Annotated in this window: 22 protein-coding genes and 2 tRNA genes; 12 read left to right on the forward strand and 12 right to left on the reverse strand. The window is 67.2% G+C overall.

Annotated features, from left to right (window positions below):
* Positions 1–93 precede the first annotated feature (93 nt).
* Complete coding sequence (locus NO887_RS04795; protein WP_256417327.1) at positions 94–1,332, reverse strand: mandelate racemase/muconate lactonizing enzyme family protein; 1,239 nt, start codon at positions 1,330–1,332, stop codon at positions 94–96.
* 138 nt (positions 1,333–1,470) lie between these two features.
* On the opposite strand from NO887_RS04795, the gene NO887_RS04800 reads away from it, so the two are divergent.
* Complete coding sequence (locus tag NO887_RS04800; protein ID WP_256417328.1) at positions 1,471–1,938, forward strand: TRAM domain-containing protein; 468 nt, start codon at positions 1,471–1,473, stop codon at positions 1,936–1,938.
* 28 nt (positions 1,939–1,966) lie between these two features.
* On the opposite strand, the gene NO887_RS04805 is transcribed toward NO887_RS04800, so the two are convergent.
* Positions 1,967–3,067, reverse strand: coding sequence for a geranylgeranyl reductase family protein (locus NO887_RS04805; RefSeq protein WP_256417329.1), 1,101 nt, complete (start codon positions 3,065–3,067; stop codon positions 1,967–1,969).
* Between the two features lie 131 nt (positions 3,068–3,198).
* Entirely contained in the window at positions 3,199–4,491 is a 1,293-nt protein-coding gene (locus NO887_RS04810; protein WP_256417330.1) for an HAD family hydrolase, read from the reverse strand.
* Between the two features lie 143 nt (positions 4,492–4,634).
* Here NO887_RS04810 and pyrE point away from each other — a divergent pair, with 143 nt between their 5' ends.
* From pyrE to NO887_RS04825, 3 genes are all read left to right on the forward strand, one after another.
* Positions 4,635–5,183 carry an orotate phosphoribosyltransferase gene (gene pyrE, locus NO887_RS04815; RefSeq protein ID WP_256417331.1) on the forward strand — a complete coding sequence of 183 codons (549 nt, stop codon included), beginning with the start codon at positions 4,635–4,637 and terminating at the stop codon, positions 5,181–5,183.
* Positions 5,184–5,253: 70 nt separating this feature from the next.
* Positions 5,254–5,338, forward strand: a tRNA-Ser gene (locus NO887_RS04820).
* A 121-nt stretch (positions 5,339–5,459) separates the two neighbouring features.
* Positions 5,460–5,834 carry a group I truncated hemoglobin gene (locus tag NO887_RS04825; protein WP_256417332.1) on the forward strand — a complete coding sequence of 125 codons (375 nt, stop codon included), beginning with the start codon at positions 5,460–5,462 and terminating at the stop codon, positions 5,832–5,834.
* A gap of 12 nt (positions 5,835–5,846) precedes the next feature.
* Here the strand turns inward: NO887_RS04825 and NO887_RS04830 are convergent, their stop codons facing one another.
* The 4 genes from NO887_RS04830 to NO887_RS04845 all read right to left on the reverse strand — a co-directional run bounded on the left by NO887_RS04830 (position 5,847) and on the right by NO887_RS04845 (position 10,064).
* Positions 5,847–6,158: a DUF8081 domain-containing protein gene (locus tag NO887_RS04830; RefSeq protein ID WP_256417333.1), complete on the reverse strand. Its 312-nt coding sequence runs from the start codon at positions 6,156–6,158 to the stop codon at positions 5,847–5,849.
* Between the two features lie 61 nt (positions 6,159–6,219).
* Positions 6,220–7,788: a (R)-citramalate synthase gene (locus tag NO887_RS04835; protein ID WP_256417572.1), complete on the reverse strand. Its 1,569-nt coding sequence runs from the start codon at positions 7,786–7,788 to the stop codon at positions 6,220–6,222.
* A 244-nt stretch (positions 7,789–8,032) separates the two neighbouring features.
* Entirely contained in the window at positions 8,033–8,749 is a 717-nt protein-coding gene (locus NO887_RS04840) for a CRISPR-associated protein Cas4 (RefSeq protein WP_256417334.1), read from the reverse strand.
* A gap of 55 nt (positions 8,750–8,804) precedes the next feature.
* Complete coding sequence (locus NO887_RS04845) at positions 8,805–10,064, reverse strand: DUF7115 domain-containing protein (RefSeq protein ID WP_256417335.1); 1,260 nt, start codon at positions 10,062–10,064, stop codon at positions 8,805–8,807.
* A 172-nt stretch (positions 10,065–10,236) separates the two neighbouring features.
* Here NO887_RS04845 and NO887_RS04850 point away from each other — a divergent pair.
* Positions 10,237–10,390 (forward strand) — tRNA-Met (locus tag NO887_RS04850).
* A 26-nt stretch (positions 10,391–10,416) separates the two neighbouring features.
* Here the strand turns inward: NO887_RS04850 and NO887_RS04855 are convergent.
* On the reverse strand, positions 10,417–10,686 hold the full coding sequence (locus NO887_RS04855) for a hypothetical protein (protein ID WP_256417336.1): 270 nt from the start codon (positions 10,684–10,686) through the stop codon (positions 10,417–10,419).
* Between the two features lie 135 nt (positions 10,687–10,821).
* On the opposite strand from NO887_RS04855, the gene NO887_RS04860 reads away from it, so the two are divergent.
* From NO887_RS04860 to NO887_RS04875, 4 genes are all read left to right on the forward strand, one after another.
* Positions 10,822–11,316 carry a CBS domain-containing protein gene (locus NO887_RS04860; protein WP_256417337.1) on the forward strand — a complete coding sequence of 165 codons (495 nt, stop codon included), beginning with the start codon at positions 10,822–10,824 and terminating at the stop codon, positions 11,314–11,316.
* Positions 11,317–11,407: 91 nt separating this feature from the next.
* Complete coding sequence (locus NO887_RS04865) at positions 11,408–13,180, forward strand: glutamate--tRNA ligase (protein ID WP_256417338.1); 1,773 nt, start codon at positions 11,408–11,410, stop codon at positions 13,178–13,180.
* 112 nt (positions 13,181–13,292) lie between these two features.
* Positions 13,293–13,622: a 4Fe-4S dicluster domain-containing protein gene (locus NO887_RS04870; RefSeq protein ID WP_256417339.1), complete on the forward strand. Its 330-nt coding sequence runs from the start codon at positions 13,293–13,295 to the stop codon at positions 13,620–13,622.
* A 24-nt stretch (positions 13,623–13,646) separates the two neighbouring features.
* Entirely contained in the window at positions 13,647–14,567 is a 921-nt protein-coding gene (locus tag NO887_RS04875; protein ID WP_256417340.1) for an ATP-grasp domain-containing protein, read from the forward strand.
* 40 nt (positions 14,568–14,607) lie between these two features.
* On the opposite strand, the gene NO887_RS04880 is transcribed toward NO887_RS04875, so the two are convergent.
* On the reverse strand, positions 14,608–14,997 hold the full coding sequence (locus NO887_RS04880; protein WP_256417341.1) for an Hsp20/alpha crystallin family protein: 390 nt from the start codon (positions 14,995–14,997) through the stop codon (positions 14,608–14,610).
* 175 nt (positions 14,998–15,172) lie between these two features.
* On the opposite strand from NO887_RS04880, the gene gap reads away from it, so the two are divergent.
* Positions 15,173–16,225, forward strand: coding sequence for a type I glyceraldehyde-3-phosphate dehydrogenase (gene gap, locus NO887_RS04885; RefSeq protein WP_256417342.1), 1,053 nt, complete (start codon positions 15,173–15,175; stop codon positions 16,223–16,225).
* A gap of 95 nt (positions 16,226–16,320) precedes the next feature.
* Positions 16,321–17,544, forward strand: coding sequence for a phosphoglycerate kinase (locus NO887_RS04890; RefSeq protein WP_256417343.1), 1,224 nt, complete (start codon positions 16,321–16,323; stop codon positions 17,542–17,544).
* Positions 17,545–17,568: 24 nt separating this feature from the next.
* Here the strand turns inward: NO887_RS04890 and lrp are convergent, their stop codons facing one another.
* Positions 17,569–18,030 (reverse strand): HTH-type transcriptional regulator Lrp, encoded by a 462-nt coding sequence (lrp, locus tag NO887_RS04895; RefSeq protein ID WP_256417344.1) that lies wholly within the window; start codon positions 18,028–18,030, stop codon positions 17,569–17,571.
* Positions 18,031–18,156: 126 nt separating this feature from the next.
* Here lrp and glnA point away from each other — a divergent pair, with 126 nt between their 5' ends.
* Positions 18,157–19,527 (forward strand): type I glutamate--ammonia ligase, encoded by a 1,371-nt coding sequence (glnA, locus tag NO887_RS04900; RefSeq protein ID WP_256417345.1) that lies wholly within the window; start codon positions 18,157–18,159, stop codon positions 19,525–19,527.
* A 197-nt stretch (positions 19,528–19,724) separates the two neighbouring features.
* Here glnA and NO887_RS04905 read toward each other — a convergent pair whose 3' ends face one another.
* Together NO887_RS04905 and NO887_RS04910 are read right to left on the reverse strand one after the other, a co-directional pair.
* Positions 19,725–20,711 carry a phosphatase PAP2 family protein gene (locus NO887_RS04905; protein WP_256417346.1) on the reverse strand — a complete coding sequence of 329 codons (987 nt, stop codon included), beginning with the start codon at positions 20,709–20,711 and terminating at the stop codon, positions 19,725–19,727.
* Between the two features lie 43 nt (positions 20,712–20,754).
* The gene (locus NO887_RS04910; protein ID WP_256417347.1) at positions 20,755–22,071 is read right to left on the reverse strand and encodes a YihY/virulence factor BrkB family protein; all 1,317 of its coding nucleotides are present in this window, start codon (positions 22,069–22,071) and stop codon (positions 20,755–20,757) included.
* Positions 22,072–22,118: the final 47 nt, after the last annotated feature.

Below are 22,118 nucleotides of genomic sequence, written 5' to 3' on the forward strand. Positions count from 1 at the left end.
CGCCTGACTGCGTCAGGCGGGCTCGACGAGGAGTGAAACGACTCGTCGAACACCGATAGACTCGCTTCGCTCGTCTATCGAGCCCGATCCGGCTTACGCCGGATCGAACAGCGTCTCGCCCTCGACCATGTGCGCCTCGACGGCGTCCATGTCGAGCGTGACGCCGAGCCCCGGCTCCTCGGGGACCTCGATGTGGCCGTCCTCGATGACGTTCTCTTCGACGAGGTCGCCCCACCAGCCGAGCTCGTAGGAGTGGTACTCGATCGCGAGCGAGTTCGGGATCGACGCGCCGACGTGGGCGGCCGCCATCGTCGCCACCGGCGACGCGACGTTGTGCATCGCGACCGGCACGTAGTACTGGTTCGCCACGTCGGCGATCTTCCGCGTCTCGCGCATGCCGCCGACCTTCGGCAGATCGGGCGCGACGATGTCGACGGCCTGATTCTCGATGAGCCGACGCAGTTCGGTGACGCGGTAGCGGTTCTCGCCGACCGCGATGGGCGTGACGGTGTTTTTCGTCACTTCCTCCTGTACGTCGAGGTTCTCCGGCGGCACCGGGTCTTCGAGCCACCACACGTCGTACTCCTCGATCGCGTCTGCGAGGCGCTTCGCCGACCCGCCGGAGAACGTCCAGTGGCAGTCGAAGGAGACATCGGCCTTGTCTTTGACGCGCTCCGTTACTTTCTCGACAATCTCCGCCTTGTGGCGGATCTCGCCGGGGCGGAGGTGGCGGTTCGCGCGGTCCTTCTCGTGACCCGAGGGCACGTCGAGGTCGAACTTCAGCGCGTCGTAGCCGAGTTCGTCGACGACGCGCTCGGCCTCGTCAGCGCAGGCCTCGGGGTCTGCCTCGTCTTCGGTGTGGCAATCGCAGTAGACGCGCATCCGGTCGCGGTACTTCCCGCCGAGCAGCTGGTAGGCGGGCACGTCGAGGATCTTCCCCGCGAGGTCGTGGAGCGCCACCTCTATACCGGAAATTGCGGTGACCGTGACACCCTCGACGGAGCCCTCACCGGACATCTTCTGGATCAGGTGCTCGTACAGCCGATCGATGTCGAGCGGGTTCTCGCCGATCACGAACGGCTTCATGCGCTCGATGAGTTCCGGCACGCCAGCACCCCAGTACGCCTCACCGGTACCGACGACTCCCGCGTCGGTGTACACGCGGACGAGCGTCCACGGGAAGTTCCCGTCGACCATCGTCGTCTGCACGTCCGTGATCTCGACATCGCGGCCGCCGCCCCGAGACCCGGTAACGCCCATCGTTCCCGCAGAGAGTTCCCGCATCGTGTACTCCGCGTTCGGGTCGTGAAGCGACTCGTAGTTTCGGCTCATGGTCGAGTCGTTTATTCGAAACAGGGTAAACTTTTATGTTCGATCGCGGGTCAGTTGCCTCGGGACGCCGCCGCTGACGGCGGCCGGCCCGGACACGAAGATAGGGAACTTTTCAATGCCGCGCCTGCAACGGGCCGCATGGTCGAAATCACCGACTCGCTGGCGTGTCTCTTTACCGGCGAGATCGAAGAGCGAGACGGCGAGCACGTCGTCACAGTCCCGGAAAGCGAGATCGAACACGGCACCCTCGAACCGGGGAAATCGTACCGCGTCGCGCTGATCGCCCGCGAGACGGCGGAGTCGACGAGCGACGGATCCGAGACGGATCCCGGACAGACGTCCGGTCGGTCTCGCTCCGGTAACGGCGCAACCCCCGGCACTTCGAGCAGCTCGGCGACCGACACTGCCCCGTCCGGACCGCCGGTTTCAGAAGGAGACATCCGAGAAGTGACGATCGAGACGCTCGGCGACAAAGGCGACGGGATCGCGAAGATTGAGCGAGGCTACGTCGTCATCGTCCCCGACTCCGAACCGGGCGATCAGCCGACAGTGGAGATAACGAGCGTCCGCGAGAACGTCTCGTTCGCCGACGTCATCGACGAGTAGCGGGAGTCCGTTTCGGTTCAGCGGCGTGTCACTCCGGCGGATCGCTCCGCGAGAACAGCGTCCGGAGGTGTGTCGGCGAGAAGACGGAGGACGGGCGGTCCATGTGCACGCCGATCTCACCCGACAGAGCCCACAATCCGGCTCGCTGGATCGGTTCCGGCAGCGAGTAGCAGGATCGGATCGCGTGACCGAGCCTGATCTCCGTTCCGAGTTCGTCGCGCCACGCCGACTCGTAGTCGGCGAGCGTATCGGGGTCGGCCGGGTCGATCGTCTCCGCAGCCGCGTCCGCCGCGGTCATCCCGTACAGAATCCCGCCGCCCGTGAACGGTTTCGTCTGTGCGGCGGCGTCGCCGATCAGGAACGCTCGGTCGGTTGTCACGCGATCCGGAGGACCGATCGGGATCGCGCCCGAGCAGAACCGGTCAGTCGTCACGCCGTAGGCGTCGGTGAGCGCGTCGAATCGTGCGGAGACGTCTTCGCCCGGCGGCGCAGCGAGCCCGTACTCCACGCCGGCGTCGCCGCGGGGGATCCGCCACGCGAAGAACGTCGGAGCGGTGAGGTGCACGTCCACGAGGTCACCGTCGTCCGGCTCGTCGTCGAACGCGAGCACGCCGTGGAGCAGCTCGTCTGGCTCGGGCAGGTCGAGCGACCGGCGGACCCGCGAGGTGGGACCGTCACAGCCGGCGATCATCCGCGCCTCGAAGCGCTCGGTGTCGCCGTCGCCGACGCTCGCCTCGACGGCGACGCGGTCCGCACGCTCCTCGACCGAGACGACCGTGTGGCCCTCGCGCACGTCGGCACCCGCGTCGCGGGCGGCGACGGCGAGCCTCCGGTCCATGCCGACCCGATCGATCACGTTCGACACCGGCTCGCGCTTGTAGAACGGGGACGCTCGCGACTCCGGCCCGCCGACGTGAAACCGTGCGCCGTACACGCTGTTCTGGAGCAGCCGCTCGCGCGCGTCGTCGGGGACGAACTCCCAGATGTCGTCGGAGACGTGTCCGGAGCAGGCCAGCGGCTCGCCGACCCTCCCCTTCTCGAGGACGAGCACGTCGCTGCCCGCGGCGGCCGCGCGACGGGCGAACCGCGAGCCCGGCGGGCCGGCCCCGACCACCACGAAGTCGTACATGTGCCGATGGTCGTCACGCTCACACATAACTGCGACGAGGACAGCGCAGGGCGTGGCGATTCAAGGACACTCAGCCAATCGACAAACGAGAGGACACTCGATCGACCCGCCACTCCGCGACCCGACTGGGGCTACTCCAATCTAGCGAACAGGTTGAGGACGTAGGCCGTCCGAAGCATCTTCGCGGACTGTCCTCGATCGAATACCAGTTCGTCGCGGTCGAGAACGTGTGAAAGCACGTCGGCGGAGGCGTGCTCCGGCGCGGCCGCGACGCCGGCGTCGTTGGCAGCGGTCCACTCCATCACCCGGAGGTCCGACTTGCTGTCGCCCATCACGAGTGCGAAGGGGTCGGGTACGTCGAGCACATCGAGAGCGGCCTCCACACCGGCGACCTTGTCGAGTTCCAGCGATCCGACCTCCGCGGCGTCCCCCCGGTAGTACGCGACATCGATCCGGTCGAACAGCGACGCGACGGGATCGGGGATGTCGGTCGACGCGTCCGTCTCACCGGCCACCGATGCTGCCTCCGACGCCTCTAGAACCTCCTGTATCTCCGGGTCTGCAGCCGCGTAGTGTGCTCGCGCCCACGCGGCACCGTGGTCTTCGTGGTCCTCCGTGTCGTCGATCTTCGGGTCGTCGATCTCATCGACGACTCGTTCGACCACCGACGCGCCGAGCACGTCGATCAGGTGGACCAGTCCGTCGTCGATCACGGCCTCGGCGTCCGCGCTCCCCGTCTCGAAGTTCGGCTTCAGCGTCACGTTAAACTCGTTGCCTTGGAGGTGACAGCCGCGACGGACGTTCTCGGGCGCGGCCGACAGCGCGCGCGATCGAACGGTCTCGAAGGTTTCTCGCACGTCGGGGCCGAGGTCCTGATACAGCAGGCGCTTCGTGCGTGACCCGTGGCCCGGCGTAAACACGCCGTTTCCGGCCTCGTAGACGATAGAGAGGTTCCCAGAGTGGACCAGTTCGTTGCCGAGTCCCTGGATCATGAACCCCTTCACGTTCTCCAGCGTCTGGCCGGTACAGATGACGATTGGAACGCCAGATTCGTATATCTCCGTTAGGATGTGGAGCGTTTCGCGGGGGATCTCATTGTCGGTCTGTCCCGCCGACCGGAGCGTCTCGTCGACATCCAACACGAGCGCGTTGATCGCGCGGTCGTATCGCGCAAACAGGTCGAGCGCAGTGAACGCCGTTTCCCGATCGGCGTGCGCCGCGATCTCCGCGAACGTGCCCCCGGCGGGGAACGATTCGTGGATCTGGCGTTTCAGTCGTTCGAGTTCGTCGTTGACTTCCTCCCAGTGGTCGAGCGCCACGCGCGAGTCGACCAGCGGAAAGAGATCTACGAACGTCTGGTGCTCTCGCAGCACCTCCACGTCGAACTCGTCGTACAGCCGATAGAGGAGATCGTACCGCTCCATGGCAGCCCTCCGGTCCGAGGTCCGTAAAACGTGCCGTCTCGGATCGGGCCCGACGACAAGCGCACCGTGCGCAGAGCGGAACCCGGAAAGCGTCACCGAGACGTTCCGACTGGTTTATAATCGCCCGCGAGCGCCTCACGGGTATGATCGACGACGAGCGACGACGCGACCTCATCGCCGCGCTCCGGGCGGCCGACGCCGTCAGATTCGGCGAGTTTGAACTCTCACACGGCGGGACGAGCGACTACTACGTCGACAAGTACCGGTTCGAGACGGACCCGGATGCGCTGACGCTCGTCAGCGAGGCGTTCGCCGACGAACTCGCCGCGACAGACGCGAAGCTCGCTGGCGTCGCGCTCGGCGCGGTGCCGCTCGTCGCCGTGACCGCCGCCGAGTTGGGACGCCCCTATGTGATCGCCCGCAAACAGGCGAAAGCGTACGGCACGGGTAACCGGATCGAGGGCAAGTTGGAGGACGGCGAGGAGGTCGTCGTGATCGAGGACATCGCGACGACTGGGCAGTCCGCCGTCGACGCCGTCGAAGCCCTACGCGAGGCTGGCGCGACCGTGAACCGCGTGCTCGTGGTCGTGGATCGAGAGGAGGGCGCTGCGGAGTTGCTCGCCGACCACGACGTGAAGTTGGAGTCGCTTATCACCGCATCGGCGCTGTTGGCGGAGCGCGACGACGAGTAGACGAGCGGATCGCCCCGCCGCGGTCCGCGATCGAAACGCATAACAGCGGAACCGGCCAACCGGGAGACGAGCCGAGGTAGCCTAGCCTGGCCAAGGCGGTAGATTCGAAATCTACTGTCCATTCGGACACCGGAGTTCAAATCTCCGCCTCGGCGCTTCTTTCGCGTTTCCGACCGACGAGCGATGTCACCGCCGCGCGTCGCGTCCGTACTCGATCACACGGGCACCGTCCGTCCCGAGGGAAAGAGCCATACATCGAGGCCACGACCCCGGAGTATGTCCGACGCGACGCTGTACGACCGACTGGGCGGCGAGCCGGCGGTCGGAGCGGTCGTCACCGAGTTCTACGACCGAGTGCTGGCCGACGACGAGGTCGCACACCACTTCGACGACATCGACATGAGCGAGCAGCGCTCCCACCAGACGAAGTTCCTGAGCGCGGTCGCCGGCGGCCCGATGCAGTACGAGGGCGACGACATGGAGACGGCCCACGAGGGGCTAGAGATTACGGACGCCGAGTTCGACGCGATCGCCGCACACCTCGACGGCGCGCTCCGCGAGTTCGATGTCGACGACGCGGACCGCGAGGCCGTGCTGGAGGCTGTGGAAGGGTTTCGGGACGATATCGTGGAGGCGGCGTACGGTCTGTGAGCGGAGACGGCGTCACGGCTCTCCGCCGAGCGACCGCTGTTCGGGCGTGGGATCGCCGCGGAGCCGACGGCGGCGCTTGTCGTAGGCCGCTTCAAGCTTCGCGTTCGTCGCCCGAGAGACGAGGTAGAGGTCGGCGTCGTCGCCGTCGCGCGGATGCGCGCTCGCGACCCAGACGTGGCCGTCGCCCGTCGAGAGGTCGTCGGCCCACCGCTCGGCGGCGACGCGGCTCTCGAAGGCGTGGCGGGTCCCGTCCTCGAAGACTAGCCGTCCCACCTTCGCGTTGCGCTTGCGAGCGGACGGTTTGACCGCGACGACGACGCTCACGGGTTCCACTAGGGCGTCATCGATTAAAATCCCCGTCAGACGAGCGCGCGCTCGAACGATTTCAGTCGTCGGCGACCGCGCTCGGCTCCGCGCCCGCGGCGTCGGCCTCGGCGGCCAAGAGGCGATCGAGCCCGTCGACCATCGCGACGACGCTGGCGCGGGTGATGTCCGCGTCCGTCGCGGAGACGCTCACCGACCGGTCCCCGCGCGAGAGATCGACCTCGACGGTGACGACCGCGTCGGTGCCGCCCGTGATCGCGTCGACGTGGTAGGAGTCGAGATCGAAGGAGACGCCGGCCGACCCGTCGGCGTCCGCGCCGTCGGCGTTGCCACCGGCGAGCGCGGTCCGGACAGCTTCGAGCCCCGCGTCGACGGGACCGGCACCGGTGCCGGACGCGACGCGCTCGTCGTCGCCGACGCGGAGCCGGACCGACGCGGTCGGGAGGTTTCCGCCGGAGGTCGCAGACAGATCGACGAGCTCGACGTGGCGGTCGCGCTCGCGGCCTTGGACGTCTTCCGTGATCGCGAGTAGGTCGGCGTCGGTGACGCGCTTGCCGCGGTCGCCGAGTTCCTTCACGCGGCTCACGACCTCGCTCAGTTCGTCGTCGTCGACGGCCACGTCCTGTTCGGCGAGCGCGGCCTTGACGCCCGCGCGTCCCGCGTGCTTCCCGAGCACGAGGCGGCGCTCTCTGCCGACCGTCTCCGGCGGGTACGGCTCGTACATCGTTCCGTCTTTGAGCGTGCCGTCGGTGTGGATGCCGGACTCGTGTGCGAAGGCGTTGGTCCCGCAGACCGCCTTGTTGGGCGGGAGCGCGACGCCGGTCGCCTCGCTCACCGTGCGACAGAGCCGATAGAGCCGCGCCAACTCGACGGTGTCGACGTCGTACGAGCGATCGAGCGCGATAGCGATCTCTTCGAGCGCGACGTTGCCGGCGCGTTCGCCGACGCCCATCACCGTGCCGTGAACGGTGTCGGCACCGGCGCGCAGCCCCGCGTGGACGTTCGCCATCCCGAAGCCGAGGTCGTCGTGTGTGTGGAGGCTCGTCGGACCGAGGTCGGCGAGCCGGGAGACGACCTCGGCGGTTCGCTCGGGGTCCGCCGCGCCGACGGTGTCACAATAGCAGATCCGGTCCGCGCCGGCGTCGAGGCCGGCACCGAGCAGGCGTTCGAGGTAGTCGAGGTCCGCCCGCGAGCCGTCCTCGCCGAGCACCTCGACCCACAGCCCGTGATCGGTGGCGTACTCGACGAGTTCGACGGTCGTCTCGACGACCTCGTCACGGCTCGACCCGACCTTCGTCTCGACGTGTTTGTCGGAGGCGGGGACGACGAGGTTCACGCCGTCGACGCCGCAATCGAGCGCGTGGTCGACATCGGCTTTGACCCCACGAGCGAAGCTCGTCACCGTCGCGTCGAGGCCCTCGGCGGCCACCCGACGGATGGCCTCGCGCTCTCCCTCAGAGGTACACGCAGAGCCCGCCTCGACGAGGTGGACGCCCGCCGCATCGAGCTCGCGCGCGATGTCCACCTTTTCTTCGGGAGAGAGCGAGACCCCCGGCATCTGCTCGCCGTCGCGCAGGGTGGTGTCTAAGAGCTGTACCTCGTCGAGGGTAGTGAGTGGTGTCTGAGTCAAGAGCGGATCCGTAGCTGTGTCGGCTGTCTCGGGGCCAGTGCCGCCGTGGGGCGGACGCGCCCCGGAGTCGTTATCGTCGGAGAATTTCGCAGCCAGCCGCCGCAAGGCGACTTCCTCTATCCCCCGAACGATCACGATCGTCTCGTGTCATTCGTGTGCGTGCCGACGCGTCACACACTGATAAATGGTCGGATTCCGACGGTCGCAGCGAGACCCGTCGAGTCTTGGATTCGCGGCCTGTAAGTCACCCTAGAAGCGATCGGAGAGATCGCCTTCCGACGCCGCACTGTTCGCGGTAGTCGCACCCGGAACAGCGGTCGTCGTCGATGCGGGGCGGCGGACCGTCTATCGCGCGAGCGGCCCGCAACGCCCGTCGATAGGCGGCGCGCGTCCGACGCGTGAGACGGACCGACCGGACGACGCCGACGGTCGGGTACTCGACGAGCGCGCTCGGCACCGTCCGCTTGCGCTCCCACGAGAGCGCCTTCGCGGCCGCAACGGCCCTGACCGTCTGCGGTTCCCAGACGCCGTTCTCCGGCGGTTCCCCCGGCGAGACGATCACCGGCGTGGGCGGGGGGTTGTCGGACGCGTCGTCTGTCTCGGCGTCGCCCGATTCGTCGTCCGTCGCATCGCCGTCCGCGCCGGTCGTGAGCACCTTGTGGACCGTGCCGTGACAGTCCTTTCCGGCACAGAACGCGCGCGTTCGGTCGGGAGCGACGAGCCGGTCGTAGTCGTCGCGCTCGTGGAGCCGCGAGAGGTTCCGTCGGTAGGCGGCCGGCGACCGGCGGATCGGGAGGCGGCGGAGTGTCGCGTCCGACGCGTCGACGAGCGACGGATACCGAAACGCGAGATCGATGCGAGCGCGCGCTTCCGGCGGAACCTGTCGATCATCTTCGCGCCGCGCGTAGTAGAGCTGCCTCGGACAGTAGGCCGCGCGGGCCACGTCGCTGAACGGGATCACAGCGGTGGTGGGTCGGATTCAGTGATAAGGTGCGTGGCGATTTCGGGCCGACCGTTCAGCGACCGCGGCGGAGCTCTTCGATCAGCTGTTCGATGAGTGCGGACTGTCGTTCGAGCCGTTCAGACTGCGTCTCGACCTCCCGGCGGAGCGCGGCGACCTCCGTCGCCAGATCCTCTCCTTCGAGGCCGGCACTCTCAAACGGCGATCCGTCGAACGCGTCGGCGTCGATCGGCCCGTCGCCGGAGGCGTCCGAGACGGGCTCGTCGAGCACGTCGGTCTCGGTCGAAGTCCCTGTTGCGGAAGGGTCCGCCGATCCGGCCGCCGCGTTGCCGGCGCGGTGCGTCTCGGCGGTCGGATCGTCCGTCGCCGCGTGTCCGGACGCCGTCGACTGGTCCGTCGCGGTTGAGGCCGGCTCGGTCGGTGACTCGGCCGCCCGAGCGTCCGCCGTGTCGGCCGTTGGATCGGTTTCCGGTTCGGTCGCCGCGTCGCCCGCCGCTCCCGAGTCGGCCTCGCGGATACCCCGTACCGCCTCGTCACTGGCGTCGACACCCGGTTCGGCAGAAACGGCGTCGGACTCGGCTTCCGCGTCCGCGACGGGCGACGCCGACAGCGGGTCGGGACCCTCGCCGAAGTCCGTGGTGCTTTCGGCCTCCGATCCGTCGGCATCGTCCGCATCTGCGGCGACGGTCGCACGGAACTCGCCGAGACTGTCGACATCGTAGAACGAACAGACCGCGTCGACGAGGGTTTCGCGGACCGCCCGTGCGGACTCGTTCGGAGCCTTGAACCGCTCTGAGCGGTTGTCAAGCGCGAGTACCACCGCCGTCGCGACCGTCCCCTCCTCGAAGTCGAGGTCGGTCAGATCGGCGTAGGGGAACTCTTCGAACTCCTGGTCCCAGACTACCGATCCAACGTGTTTAACCAGCCGGTCGCTGGTGACGACGAGGGTCAGCTCCGAGAACCGGAACGTCCGCACCACGGACTCTCCGGGGTCCGTGACGCCCGTCGCCGAGAGGATGCCGGCGAGGATCGGGTGGAGCACGTCGTCGACGCGCTTCGCCGGCACCGATATCGTCTCGTCGCCGTCGAGACCGTGGCTGAGGGTGAGTTTCGCCTTGCGGCGGCCCGCAGAGACCGCGAGTCGCTCGACATCGTGGGAGTGCTCCGCGACCGACTCGTCCGACAGCAGCCCGTCGCTACGGTACACGAGCGTCCGGGTCGGCGTGACTGCGAGCCGGTCGGCTCCCCCGAGCGAGACCTCGGCGACGACGTTCTCGTCGCCGATGGCCTCGGCGAGCAGGTCGGGAAGGCTCATGTCGCGGATATCCGCCCCGCCCGTGATAAATCCGCGGGGTCCGCGGCGGTCGACAGCTCGGAGCGCTCGCGTCGCGTCGTCGCTGCTGTACCTCGATCCATATCTGTCACGGACTCGCACGCGTCGAGCGGATGGGAAGGTTAAAGAGTATCATGGCGGTACGGAGACGTGAGGCCGGGTGGCTTAGCTGGACATAGCGCCGCACTCATAGGGTTCAGAGATTCGGTGCGGTGACGCCTTGGAAGCGTCCGCGTCCTTCCCGTGGCTCCGCCGAGCCTCGGACCTGGGACATGCGGAGATCGTGGGTTCGGAGCCCACCCCGGCCATTTCCTTTCGAGCCGTACCACGTCTCTCAGCGGAGTCTCGCGGTCGATAGCAGTTTCACTATCACCGGAAACACGAGGAAGAACACGAGCACGCCGCCGAAGGTGCGAAGCAGCACGAACAGCACGTCTCGCGCGCCGAGGTCGACGAGCCGGTCACCGGAGACGAGGATCAGCACCGTCACCGAGAGGAACGTGAGCGTCCAGAGGACCGCGCCGAGCACCTTGATACGACCGTCGTGGAGACTCGCAGCCGGCCCGTCGATCGGCTCGTCGCCACCCGGCGGCGATCCGGTCATACCCGCTATTTGATTCTCGATTGATAAATAACGGTCTGTTTGGTATCAGGTACCGTACCTAACTCGACCTCGCGACGACACGGTTCGCGTCGGGCGGCCGAAACGCCTACCACGGCGCGACGAGACGGCGACCACATGCAAGCGCGCGACCTGATGGTGACCGACGTGAAGACCGTCGCTCCCGACGACGACGTGGCGGACGCGTTCAAGCGATTCGCTCGCTACCCCTTCAGCGGGTTTCCGGTCGTCGACGGCGAGGGACGCGTCGTCGGCGTCGTCACCGAGTCCGACCTCGTCGACCTGTTCGAGCCCGACGACGAGACGCTGTGGATCCCGATCGGGCTTCCACCGTTCGTCGACACGCTCACGTATCAGGTGAAGCCCCCGTGGGCCGACCTCGATCTGGGCGTCGACATGGTTCGCAATGCCGACCGTCCCATCTCCGACGTGATGAGCACCGACGTGGTGACGGTAACGCCGGAAACGGACGTAGACGAAGTTCTCGACCTGCTCGCGGGCGACGATCCGGATATCAACCGCGTTCCCGTGGTCGATGACGAGGGAACACTCGTCGGTATCATCGCTCGACAGGACGTGGTTCGAGCGTTTCGGGACCGCCGGCTGGAGTGAGCACGAACGCAGCGAACCACGGACGAGGCGTCCGGTCCGCTGCGCCCGCGGTTCCGCGGCGTTTTTTTAGCCACCCCGGGTAGCGAGGGGCATGGACGACGAACTTCGCGAGCGCGTCGAGGCGGCGGGCGAGACCGCCGCGCTGTACAACGCGCTCAAACACGACAGCGACCCGGACGTGGGCGCGATCATGGGGCCGCTCATGGGAGAGAACCCCGAGTTCCGCCCGCACGGCGACGAGATCCCCGGTGTCGTCGCGCCGGTCGTGAACCGCGTCGCCGGAATGAACGAGGCGGAGCGCCGGGATCGACTCGCCGAGTTGGCCCCCGATCGACTCGCCGAACTGGAGGCCGACGACGAGGAAGACGAGCACGTCCTCCCCGACCTGCCGAACGCCGAGGACGGCGAGGTCGTGATGCGCGCGGCCCCGAACCCCAACGGTCCGTGGCACATGGGTCACGCGCGGATGCCGGCCGTCATCGGGACGTACAAACGGCGGTACGACGGCGAGTTTATCTGCCGGTTCGACGACACCGATCCCGAGACGAAGCGACCGGATCTGGACGCGTACGACGCCATTCTGGAGGATATTTCGTATCTTGGATTCGAGGTCGACCGCGTGCTGAAGGCCTCAGACCGGCTGGAGACGTACTACGACCACGCCCGCGACCTCATCGACGCCGGCGGGGCGTACACCTGCTCGTGTTCCGGCGAGGCGTTCTCCGAGTTGAAAAACGCCGGCGAGTCGTGTCCACACCGCGGGAAGGACGCGGAGACCGTCCACGAGGAGTTTTCCGCGATGGTCAACGGCGAGTACGACGCCGGCGAGATGGTCCTCCGCGTCCGGACCGACATCGAGCACAAGAATCCCGCGCTGCGCGACTGGGTCGCCTTCCGGATGATCGACACTCCCCACCCGCGCGAGGTGGCCGCCGACTACCGCTGCTGGCCCATGCTCGACTTTCAGTCCGGTGTCGACGATCACCTTACCGGGGTCACCCACATCATCCGCGGCATCGACCTCCAAGACTCCGCGAAGCGCCAGCGGTTCGTCTACGACTACTTCGACTGGGAGTACCCCGAGGTGCTCCACTGGGGCCACGTCCAGGTCGACGAGTACGACGTGAAACTCTCCACATCGACGATCAAGGAGCTGATCGAGACCGGCGAGTTGACGGGGTGGGACGACCCGCGCGCGCCGACGATCCGGTCCGTCCGTCGTCGCGGCATTCGCGGCGAGGCGCTCGTCGAGTCGATGACCGAACTCGGGATGTCCACCTCCGATGTCGACCTCGCAATGTCGTCCGTCTACGCGAACAACCGGGACATCGTCGACGACGAGGCGGACCGCTACTTCCTCGTGCGCGACCGCGCTGACGACCCGGCGGTCGAACTCGACGTGGTCGACGGCGACGCGCCGGCACCCGAGGCGGGCCACCCGCCGCTCCACCCCGACCACCCGGACCGCGGCGACCGCGAGGTGCCCGCCGGTCGAGTCGTCGTCGAGTCCTCCGATCTCCCGCCCGAAGGCGAGCGGGTCTGGCTCAAGGGATACGGCTGCGTCCGGTACGCCGGCGACGAGCTCGCGTTCCTCGACGCCGACATCGACGTGGTCCGCGACGGCGACGTGGATGTCGTCCACTGGGCTCCGGCCGCGGAGAGCCGCGAGACGCTTCTGCGGACGGTCGAGGGCGACGTGCGGGGCTACGCCGAACCGGCGGTCGCCGACGCCGCCGTCGACGACGTGGTCCAGTTCGAACGGATCGGGTTCGCCCGGATCGACGCGTTCGAGCCGGAGGCGACCGACGAGGCCGACGGGCCCGACGGCACCGAGGACCTGCTCGCGTACTACGCCCACCGGTAAGTCGGGGTAAGTCGGGAGATGCGGGGGTCGAGCGGGCCCTCTGTGCCACCCTCTCCCGGCCGAGGGCGTCCGTCGCGGAGTTTAAACCCTCGACCGGCGAATCACGGGTACGATGGCCATCGACCCGAACTTCGAACAGAACCGCGAGCAGGTCGGCGAGGAGGACGGCGTCGCCGTGTGGGGGCCGGTCGAGCCGCCGGAAAAGCAGGGGATCCGCGGCACGCACGTCGCGGTCGACTTCGACATCTGTCTCGCCGACGGCGCGTGTCTCGAAGACTGCCCCGTGGACGTGTTCGAGTGGGTCGACACTCCGGGCCACTCCGAGTCCGAGCGGAAGGCGAATCCCGCAGACGAGGATCAGTGTATCGACTGCATGCTCTGCGTCGATGTCTGCCCGGTCGACGCGATCGACGTGGACCCCGGCCGCGAGAACCGACTTTAAGTCCGAACGACCCGCAGCTAGCGCATGCTCCGGCTCGCGATGACCACCGACGCCGAGACGTTTGAGCGCGTGCGCGAGCCGCTCGCCGACCGCGACATCGCCGTCGAACACGTGCAGGCGAAAGAGCGCGCGCTGTCCGTGTCTGGGAGCGGAGCGCGCGACGACGAGACGGAGTGCGACGATCCCGCCGATCGCGGTGAGTTCGACGAATTCGACGTCGGACTCGTTTATCCCTCCCGGCTCATGGAGGGCGCGGTCGTCGACCGGCGGCTGGGCGTCCCGTGGGTGAATGGCCGCGACACGGTGGTGACCTCGCGGAACAAGGCCGGTGTGCTCGCGGCGCTCGATGATGCGAGACTCCCCACCCCGCAGACGACGCTTGTGTCGAACCCCGTCGACGAGTCGGTCGTCGAGGCGGCGGCGGCCGACCTCTCGTATCCGATCGTGGTCAAGCCGAACTCCGCGACTCGCGGCGTCGGCGTCGCGGTCGTGGACGACCCCGACTCCCTGCTCGGCGTCGTCGACTACCTGAACCTCGTTCACGACTACCGCGCGACCGGCGACAAGTCGTATCTCTTACAGGAGTTCCTCCCGAACGCCGCCGACTACCGGGTGATGGTCGTCGACGGCGCGGTCGCCGGGGCGGTCCGCCGGATACTCTCATCGGACGCGATCAAGGCAGGGCGGTGGAAGCACAACGTCCATCGCGGAGCGGAGGCGGTCGGCGTCGACCTCAGCGACGAGGCCCGGGAACTCGCCGAGCGCGCCGCGACAGTTCTCGGGATCGACTACCTCGGCGTCGACCTGTTGGAGACGGACGGCCGATTCGTCGTCAACGAGACGAACGCGCGTCCGACCGTCGACGCGGCGACGAAGTACGAACCGGATTTTTACGATAGGCTCGCGGGACTGATACGGCGGACGGCGAACAAACGTGAGAGCTGAAGAACGGGCGTGAAAACTGCGGTCGACCGCGGAGTGCTGGCTACGAGAGGTCGATTGACGCGGAGTCGTCGTTACGGTCGAATTCGACCTCTAGCACGCCGTTGTTGAACGTCGCGTCCGCGGAGTGCTCGTCGACCGGGGCGGGGAGGTCGATCGTCTCGTCGTACTCCCGCCGGTCTGAGACCGCGGAGATGGTGAGCGCCTCGCCGTCACACTGCAGGGAGAGTTCCTCTTTCGAAACGGCCGGGAGGTCCGCGATGAGTCGGACGCCGTCGTCGGTCGCGTACGCGTCCACGTGTGTCGCGGAGCCGAACCCAGCGTCGTCAGCGCCGGGTCCCGCGCCGGCGCTGGCGTTGGCCATCTCGTTCATCATCCGCTCGATCTCCTCGAAGAAATCGCCGAACGGATCGTCACGGTCGTCTCTGTCCATACGTCACCTGAAGCGGGTAATCCCGATAAGCCTTCTGTCGGTCACCGTATTGACCGCAGATTGACACGGAGCGGCCGCCAAGTCACCGATACCGTCCGTAACAAATACGAACGTCTGTGACGGACACAGCCCGACTGAGTCGGATTTAAGTGCCTGCGGGTGTCCTATTTCGGATATGAGTAAATCATATCTCGCTGCGGGTGATGACGTGAGCGACGATGAGGTCGTCCGCGTGGGGCTCAACGGGTTCGGCCGGATCGGGCGGAACGTGTTTCGCGCGGTCCTAGAGAGTCCGCGGATCGAACTGGTGGGAATCAACGACGTGATGGACTTCGACGACATGGCGTACCTCGCGAAGTACGACACCGTCATGGGCCGGCTCGACGGCGTCGAGCGCGACGGCGACGCGCTCGCGGTCGGCGGCACGTCGGTCGATCTGTACAACGTCCAAGACCCGGCCGGCCTCCCGTGGGACGAACTCGACGTGGACGTGGCCTTGGAGTGTACGGGCGTCTTCCGCACCCGCGAGGACGCGAGCGCGCACCTCGACGGCGGCGCGGACACCGTCATCATCTCCGCGCCGCCGAAGGGCGAGGAACCGGTCAAACAGCTCGTCTACGGCGTCAACCACGACGAGTACGACGGTGACGACGTGATCTCGAACGCCTCCTGTACGACGAACTCCATCACGCCCGTCGCGAAGGTTCTCGACGCGGAGTTCGGCATCGACGCCGGTACGCTCACCACGGTCCACGCGTACACCGGCTCCCAGAGCCTGATCGACGGGCCGAAGGCAAAGACCCGACGCGGCCGCGCCGCGGCTGAGAACATTGTTCCCACGTCGACCGGAGCCGCCGGGGCCGCCCAAGAAGTCCTCCCGCAACTCGATGGAAAGATCGACGGGATGGCGATGCGCGTTCCCGTCCCCTCTGGCTCTATCACCGAGTTTGTGGTCAGCCTCGACGAGACCGTCACCGCCGAAGAGGTCAACGCCGCCTTCCGCGACGCCGCCGACTCCGGCCCGCTCGCGGGCGTCCTCGGCTACACGGACGACGAGGTTGTCTCAAGTGACATCGTCGGGCTCCCCTTCTCCAGCTACGTCGACCTCCAGTCGACGAACGTGATCGCCGGCGGGAAGCTGCTGAAGATCCTGACGTGGTACGACAACGAGTACGGCTTCTCAAACCGCATGCTCGACATGGCCGCGTACGTCCACGACGAGGCGTAATCCGCCGCGTCGAAGTCGTCGCGTCGAAATCGCCGCATCCCCAATCGACCGCCCGGAAACCCACCACTAAGTAGCATACCGTTCACCATTCGCTCATGTCTACGTTCGCAACCATCGACGATCTGCCAGCCGACTCGCGCGTCCTCGTTCGACTCGATCTGAACTCGCCGATAGAGGAGGGACACCCGCAGGACAACCGCCGCTTCGAGCGTCACGCGGAGACCGTCCGCGAACTCGCCGATGCGGGCCACCGCGTCGTCTGTCTGGCCCACCAAGGCCGCCCCGGCCGCGACGACTTCACCAGCCTCGCGGGGCACGCCGACATCCTCGCCGAGCACGTCGGCCGCGTGGTCGGCTTCGTCGCTGATACCTACGGCGACGAGGCACTGGACGCGATCGACGCCCTCGACGCCGGCGAGATACTCCTCTTGGAGAACACGCGGATGTGCGACGACGAGCTGCCGGAGGAGTCGCCCGAAGAGAAGGCCGAAACCGAGTTCGTTCGGACGCTCGCGGCGCACGTCGACGCGTACGTCAACGACGCCTACTCGGCGGCGCATCGCAAGCACGCGTCGCTGGTCGGCTTCCCGCTCGTCCTCCCGTCGTACGCCGGTCGCGTGATGGAGACGGAGTACGAGGCCAACACCGCCATCGCGACCCGCGAGTTCGACGGCCCGGTGACGATGGTCGTTGGCGGAACCAAAGCGACTGACGTGATCGGCGTGATGGACGCCCTAGACGACCGGGTCGATCGCTTCCTGCTGGGCGGCGTCGCCGGCGAGCTGTTCCTGCGTGCCGCGGGCCACCCGGTCGGCCACGACGTGGGCGAGATGGACCTGTTCGACGAGCAGTGGGAGCGGAACCGCGAACTGATCGAGTCGGTATTCGACGATCGCGGCGACGCGATCCGCCTCGCGACCGACCTCGCGTACGTGGGGGAAGACGGCGGTCGCGCCGAGGTCGCCGTCAACGACATCGACGAGAAGACCGAGGGGTTCCTCGACGTGGGGTCGGAGACGGTCGCCGACTACGAGCCGCCGATCCGCGAGTCCGACGCCGTCTTCGTGAAGGGGGCACTCGGAGTCTTCGAGGACGAGCGGTTCGCCGACGGCACCGTCGGCGTGCTGGAGTCGATCGCCGAGACGGACTGCTTCTCCGTCGTCGGCGGCGGCGACACCTCGCGGGCCATCGAGATGTACGGCCTCGACGAGGGCGACTTCTCGCACGTCTCCATCGCGGGCGGCGCGTACATCCGCGCGCTCACCGGCGAGCCGCTCCCGGCGGTCGAGGTACTGGAGGCGGCAGCGGACCGACAATAGGCACGTAGCGGCGCGTTCGACGGTCTATTCCTCGTTGAGGTCGAGATCGAACTGTTCGTTTTCGGAGACCGCGTTGAGCACAACGCTCGTGTTCGACTCGCGGATGTCGGCGTCGGTGAGGATCGACTTGATCTGGTCGTTCATTCCGTCTGTGTCAGTGAACTTCCCGATCGCGATCACGTCGTAGTCGCCCGTGACCTCGTAGACGCTCACCATCTGTTTCTCCTGACGGAGCTTCTCCGTCACGTCGGGGAGCGCGCTGCCCTCTACCTTGAGCTGGAGCACTGCCGTCACGTCGTAGCCGAGCTTGTCGTAATCAACGATAGGCGTGTAGCCGCGGATCACACCCTCGTCTTCGAGGTCCCGCAGATGATTCGAGACGGTCGTGACCGACACGTCGAGATCGTCGCCGAGGCTTCGGAGGCTCGCGCGGCCGTTACTGAGAAGGGAGTTGACGAGTTTCGCGTCGAGGTTTTCGTACGTCATCACACCTAACCACGTGCTCGGGGGTTTATAATTTTACGAACGTCCAGCATTCTCGCGCCACTGGCGGTTCATGCGCCAAGCGATAAGGCCTTTATACTGGCAGATAACGAATGAACCGTCCAGAACATGACGGACGAACACGCAAAACCTGACGGCGGTCTGACAGAGAAGGAACAGGCGGTACTCGACGAGATCGAAGAGGAGAACGTCGACTTCCTCCGCCTCCAGTTCACCGACATCCTCGGGGTCGTGAAGAACGTCTCCGTCCCCGCCCACCAGGCGGAGAAGGCGTTTACCGAGGGCATCTACTTCGACGGCTCCTCCATCGAGGGGTTCGTGCGCATCCAAGAGTCGGACATGCGGCTCGTCCCCGACCCCGACACGTTCGCGGTGCTCCCGTGGCGCAGCGACGGTAACGGCGACAGCGGGACCGCGCGGCTTATCTGTGACATCGTGACCACGGAGGGAGAACCGTTCGTTGGTGGCCCGCGTCAGGTTCTCAAGAGCGTTCTCGAGGACGCAGAGGAGATGGGGTACTCCGTTTCGGTCGGTCCCGAGCCGGAATTCTTCCTGTTCGAGAAGGACGACGACGGCAACGCGACGACGATCCCGCACGACAACGGCGGCTACTTCGATCTGGCTCCCAAAGACCTCGCGAGCGACGTCCGCAAGGAGATCATCTTCACGCTCGAAGACATGGGCTTCGAAATCGAGGCATCCCACCACGAGGTCGCCGAGGGCCAACACGAGATCAACTTCAAGTACGACGACGCGCTCACGACCGCGGACAACATCGCGACGTTCCGCGCCGTCGTCCGCGCGGTCGCGGAACAGCACGACCTCCACGCGACGTTCATGCCCAAGCCGATCTCGGCGATCAACGGCTCGGGGATGCACAGCCACATCTCGCTTTTCGACGAGGACGGCAACGCCTTCGCCGACGACGACGACGAATTCAACCTGAGCGAGACCGCCTACCAGTTCATGGGCGGCATCCTGAACCACGCGCAGGCGTTCACGGCTGTCACCAACCCGACCGTGAACTCCTACAAGCGGCTGGTGCCCGGCTACGAGGCACCGATCTACGTCGCGTGGTCCGACACGAACCGCTCGGCGCTCGTCCGTGTCCCCGACGCCGCGGGGGTCTCGGCGCGCTTCGAGGTTCGCAGCCCCGACCCGTCGTGTAACCCCTACCTCGGCATGGCGTCGCTCATCGCCGCCGGCCTCGACGGGATCAAAAACGACGCCGACCCCGGCGATCCGGTCCGCGAGGACATCTACGAGTTCGACGACGAAAAGCGCGAGGAGTACGGCATCGACACGCTCCCGCCGAATCTCGGCGCTGCCGTCGAGGCCCTCGAAGCCGACGACGTGATCCAAGACGCACTCGGTCCCCACACCTCCGAGAAGTTCGCTGAGGCCAAGTCTCAGGAGTTCAGCGAGTACCTCACCCAAGTCTCGGAGTGGGAAGAAGATCGCTACCTAGAGACGTTCTAAGAGCACTCTCGACGCCGCGTTCTGTCTTTCTATTTTTCCGCTTCGCTACGTCTCTCAGTCCGTTTGTCGCTGCTCCCCGCACTATCGACGGTCCGTCTCGCGCGACTGGATCGTTCTCGCATCGTTCGCTCGCAACAGCGGTGCGGCCGCAGTCGCCGAATTCGATCGGCGGCGCGGACGGAATCCGAATTCACCGGTCAGTGCCGTCCGGGACGGGTTGCGTCGCGTCCGCGATCGGCCACGGCCGGCAGCGCGATGACGACCACGACCGCGACGGTAGTCGCGACGAGCGTGACGAGAAGCGAGTCCGAGAGCGCGTACGCGCCGACCCAGAGCCCGCCCGTGAGCGCCAGCGCCGGGATGACGACCCGAACCGGCACGGGAGGTTCGTCGCCGTCGACGAACCGCCAGCCGACCGCGCCGCCGACGCCGGTGGCGATCCCGATGCCCGCCTCGACGACCTCACCGGTGTGACCGGCGGTGACCGCGAGGCCGGCGGCGACGACGGAAAGGGCCGCGGCCGCTAAGAACGCCGGCGTGGGATGGAGCGCGGCGGTCGGGTCGTGCGGTGCGGTGTCGCGTTTGCACCGGAACCGGGGATCGCCAGCGAGCCGGAGTCCGCCGGCGACGACGCCAGCGCCCATGGCGACACCGACGACCACGTCGACGAGGTAGTGAACCTCGATGACAACGCGGGAGGCGGCGACCGCCGCCGCGACCACGCCCGCGCCGAGGAGACGGGACCGCTGCGTCCAGAATCGGTCGTACAGCAGCGCAAGCGCGCCGTACGCGGCCGCTCCGCCAGTCGCGTGGCCGCTCGGGAAGCCGAATCCGTCCGAGAGCACCTGCGCCTCAAACCAACCGGCGAGCAGTCCGGGAAGCCACGTCGGTACGTCCGCTGGCGACATCGCACCGGGCGGTCGCGGCACCGCGAACCACGCCTTGCCCACCGCGACGACGGCGTACGCGCAGGTGACGACCGCGATCGCCGTCGCACCGGCGCGTCGCGGCGAGCCCGCGATCCCGTCGCCGGCGAACCAGTAGCCGACCGCGAGCAGCGCGAAGAGAAACCACGGATCCGCGAGGTGGGTGACGGCCGCGAAGACGACGACCGCGAACTCCGGGATCGCGTCGACTGCGACCGTCTCGCCGACACCGCGCTCGGTTGGGACGAGTCCGGTCACGCCGAGACCACAACCCGACGGACGGCCTCACTATTCATACCACTCATTTTCGATCGCGTGCGTAGTCGAGCGCCTGTCCCGGCGTCTCGAGTAGGTTCAGACCGACGCCGACGAGGATGAAGAGCGTGTACAGCCCGAGCGTTGACAGCCCGAGGATCACCATCGCGGCGATCGCGTAGAGCCCGTTGAGCAGCGAGAACGCCCCGAGCGTCAGCACCGTTCCGTACAGCAACACGAGGTACGGCCCCCAACCCCGGGCGTGGCCACGGCGCATCCGGCTGCGAACGTATCGTTTTAGCTCGGCTTCGACCGCGGGTTTGTCGACGGTACGCTGCTCGACGTCGTCCTCGAACTCGTCGAACTCCGCGCGCAGGTCGCTGAGTTCCTCTCGCAGCGCCGCGACGTCCGGGGCCCCGCGCGGACGCTCCTCGTCGCCGGTACCGGCGGCACCGTCCGACTCGCCGTTCATACCCGTGGGTCGACCGCGGCCGTGTTGTAACTGCCGGTCCACGCCGTGGTGGCGCGGGGCGTCACCGGAGCCGACCGGAGGGTCCCCACCCGGGGACGCCCGGAGCCGATCGCGGTCGGCGAGCACGACGTTGACCACGCCGCCAACGACGACGACGACGGCGGCGAGGTACAGCCACGTGACGAGCAGCAGAATTCCGCCGATGACGCCATACACCTGATACTGTCCGGCGCTCGCGGCGTACACCTGAAACCCGGCCTGCAGGAGCGTCCAGCCGATCGCCGCGAACACCGCGCCGGGGAGCGCCTCCCGAACGGAGACCGACGGCTCCGGGAGCAGGAGGTACAGCGGAAGGAACACGACCGCGAGCACGGCCGGGAGGACGAGAATGCTTGCCACCTCGACCGCCGGGATGGCGTCCGCGGCCGCGACGAACGCGCCGACCCCGACCATCGTCCCGATACCGACGCCAACGGCAATCACGACCGCGATCGCGTCGGCGATCTGCTCGGAGAGGGTCGGCCGATCCTCGACGCCGTACAGCGTGCCGAACGCGGTGTCGAGCCCGCGGAACACCTTCAACGTCGACCAGAGCAGAACTGCCAGTCCCAGCACGCCCGCCCCGGTTCGGCCGCCGGCCGAGGAGATTGCGGCGGCGACCGTGTCCTGTGCGGCCGGCGTGAGGAACTCGCCGGTGGCCGCGACGAGTCGTGCGGCGATCGCCTCGCCGAACACCGCGCTCGCGACGACGACGAGCAACAGCAGGGCGGGGACGAGCGAGACGAACGCGTAGTAAGCGATCGCGGCGGCGAGAAACGTCACCTGCCGATCGGCGGCGACGCCGGCGACGCGGCGAACGGTGTCGACTGCGGCTGTCGGGAAGCGGGACACGCTCGGGAGTTCGCGCGATCGCGACAAAAACGGAGGGGTACGGCGGG

The organism is Halorubrum laminariae, assembly GCF_024494655.1.
GTDB lineage: Archaea > Halobacteriota > Halobacteria > Halobacteriales > Haloferacaceae > Halorubrum > Halorubrum laminariae.

Coding starts and splice junctions, on each gene's coding strand:
- NO887_RS04805 (WP_256417329.1), bottom strand. CDS start 3,067: ATGTACGACTTCGTGGTGGTCGGGGCCGGCCCGCCGGGCTCGCGGTTC.
- NO887_RS04800 (WP_256417328.1), top strand. CDS start 1,471: ATGGTCGAAATCACCGACTCGCTGGCGTGTCTCTTTACCGGCGAGATC.
- glnA (WP_256417345.1), top strand. CDS start 18,157: ATGACGGACGAACACGCAAAACCTGACGGCGGTCTGACAGAGAAGGAA.
- lrp (WP_256417344.1), bottom strand. CDS start 18,030: ATGACGTACGAAAACCTCGACGCGAAACTCGTCAACTCCCTTCTCAGT.
- NO887_RS04795 (WP_256417327.1), bottom strand. CDS start 1,332: ATGAGCCGAAACTACGAGTCGCTTCACGACCCGAACGCGGAGTACACG.
- NO887_RS04855 (WP_256417336.1), bottom strand. CDS start 10,686: ATGACCGGATCGCCGCCGGGTGGCGACGAGCCGATCGACGGGCCGGCT.
- NO887_RS04875 (WP_256417340.1), top strand. CDS start 13,647: ATGCTCCGGCTCGCGATGACCACCGACGCCGAGACGTTTGAGCGCGTG.
- NO887_RS04890 (WP_256417343.1), top strand. CDS start 16,321: ATGTCTACGTTCGCAACCATCGACGATCTGCCAGCCGACTCGCGCGTC.
- NO887_RS04825 (WP_256417332.1), top strand. CDS start 5,460: ATGTCCGACGCGACGCTGTACGACCGACTGGGCGGCGAGCCGGCGGTC.
- NO887_RS04865 (WP_256417338.1), top strand. CDS start 11,408: ATGGACGACGAACTTCGCGAGCGCGTCGAGGCGGCGGGCGAGACCGCC.
- NO887_RS04810 (WP_256417330.1), bottom strand. CDS start 4,491: ATGGAGCGGTACGATCTCCTCTATCGGCTGTACGACGAGTTCGACGTG.
- NO887_RS04870 (WP_256417339.1), top strand. CDS start 13,293: ATGGCCATCGACCCGAACTTCGAACAGAACCGCGAGCAGGTCGGCGAG.
- pyrE (WP_256417331.1), top strand. CDS start 4,635: ATGATCGACGACGAGCGACGACGCGACCTCATCGCCGCGCTCCGGGCG.
- NO887_RS04880 (WP_256417341.1), bottom strand. CDS start 14,997: ATGGACAGAGACGACCGTGACGATCCGTTCGGCGATTTCTTCGAGGAG.
- NO887_RS04845 (WP_256417335.1), bottom strand. CDS start 10,064: ATGAGCCTTCCCGACCTGCTCGCCGAGGCCATCGGCGACGAGAACGTC.
- gap (WP_256417342.1), top strand. CDS start 15,173: ATGAGTAAATCATATCTCGCTGCGGGTGATGACGTGAGCGACGATGAG.
- NO887_RS04860 (WP_256417337.1), top strand. CDS start 10,822: ATGCAAGCGCGCGACCTGATGGTGACCGACGTGAAGACCGTCGCTCCC.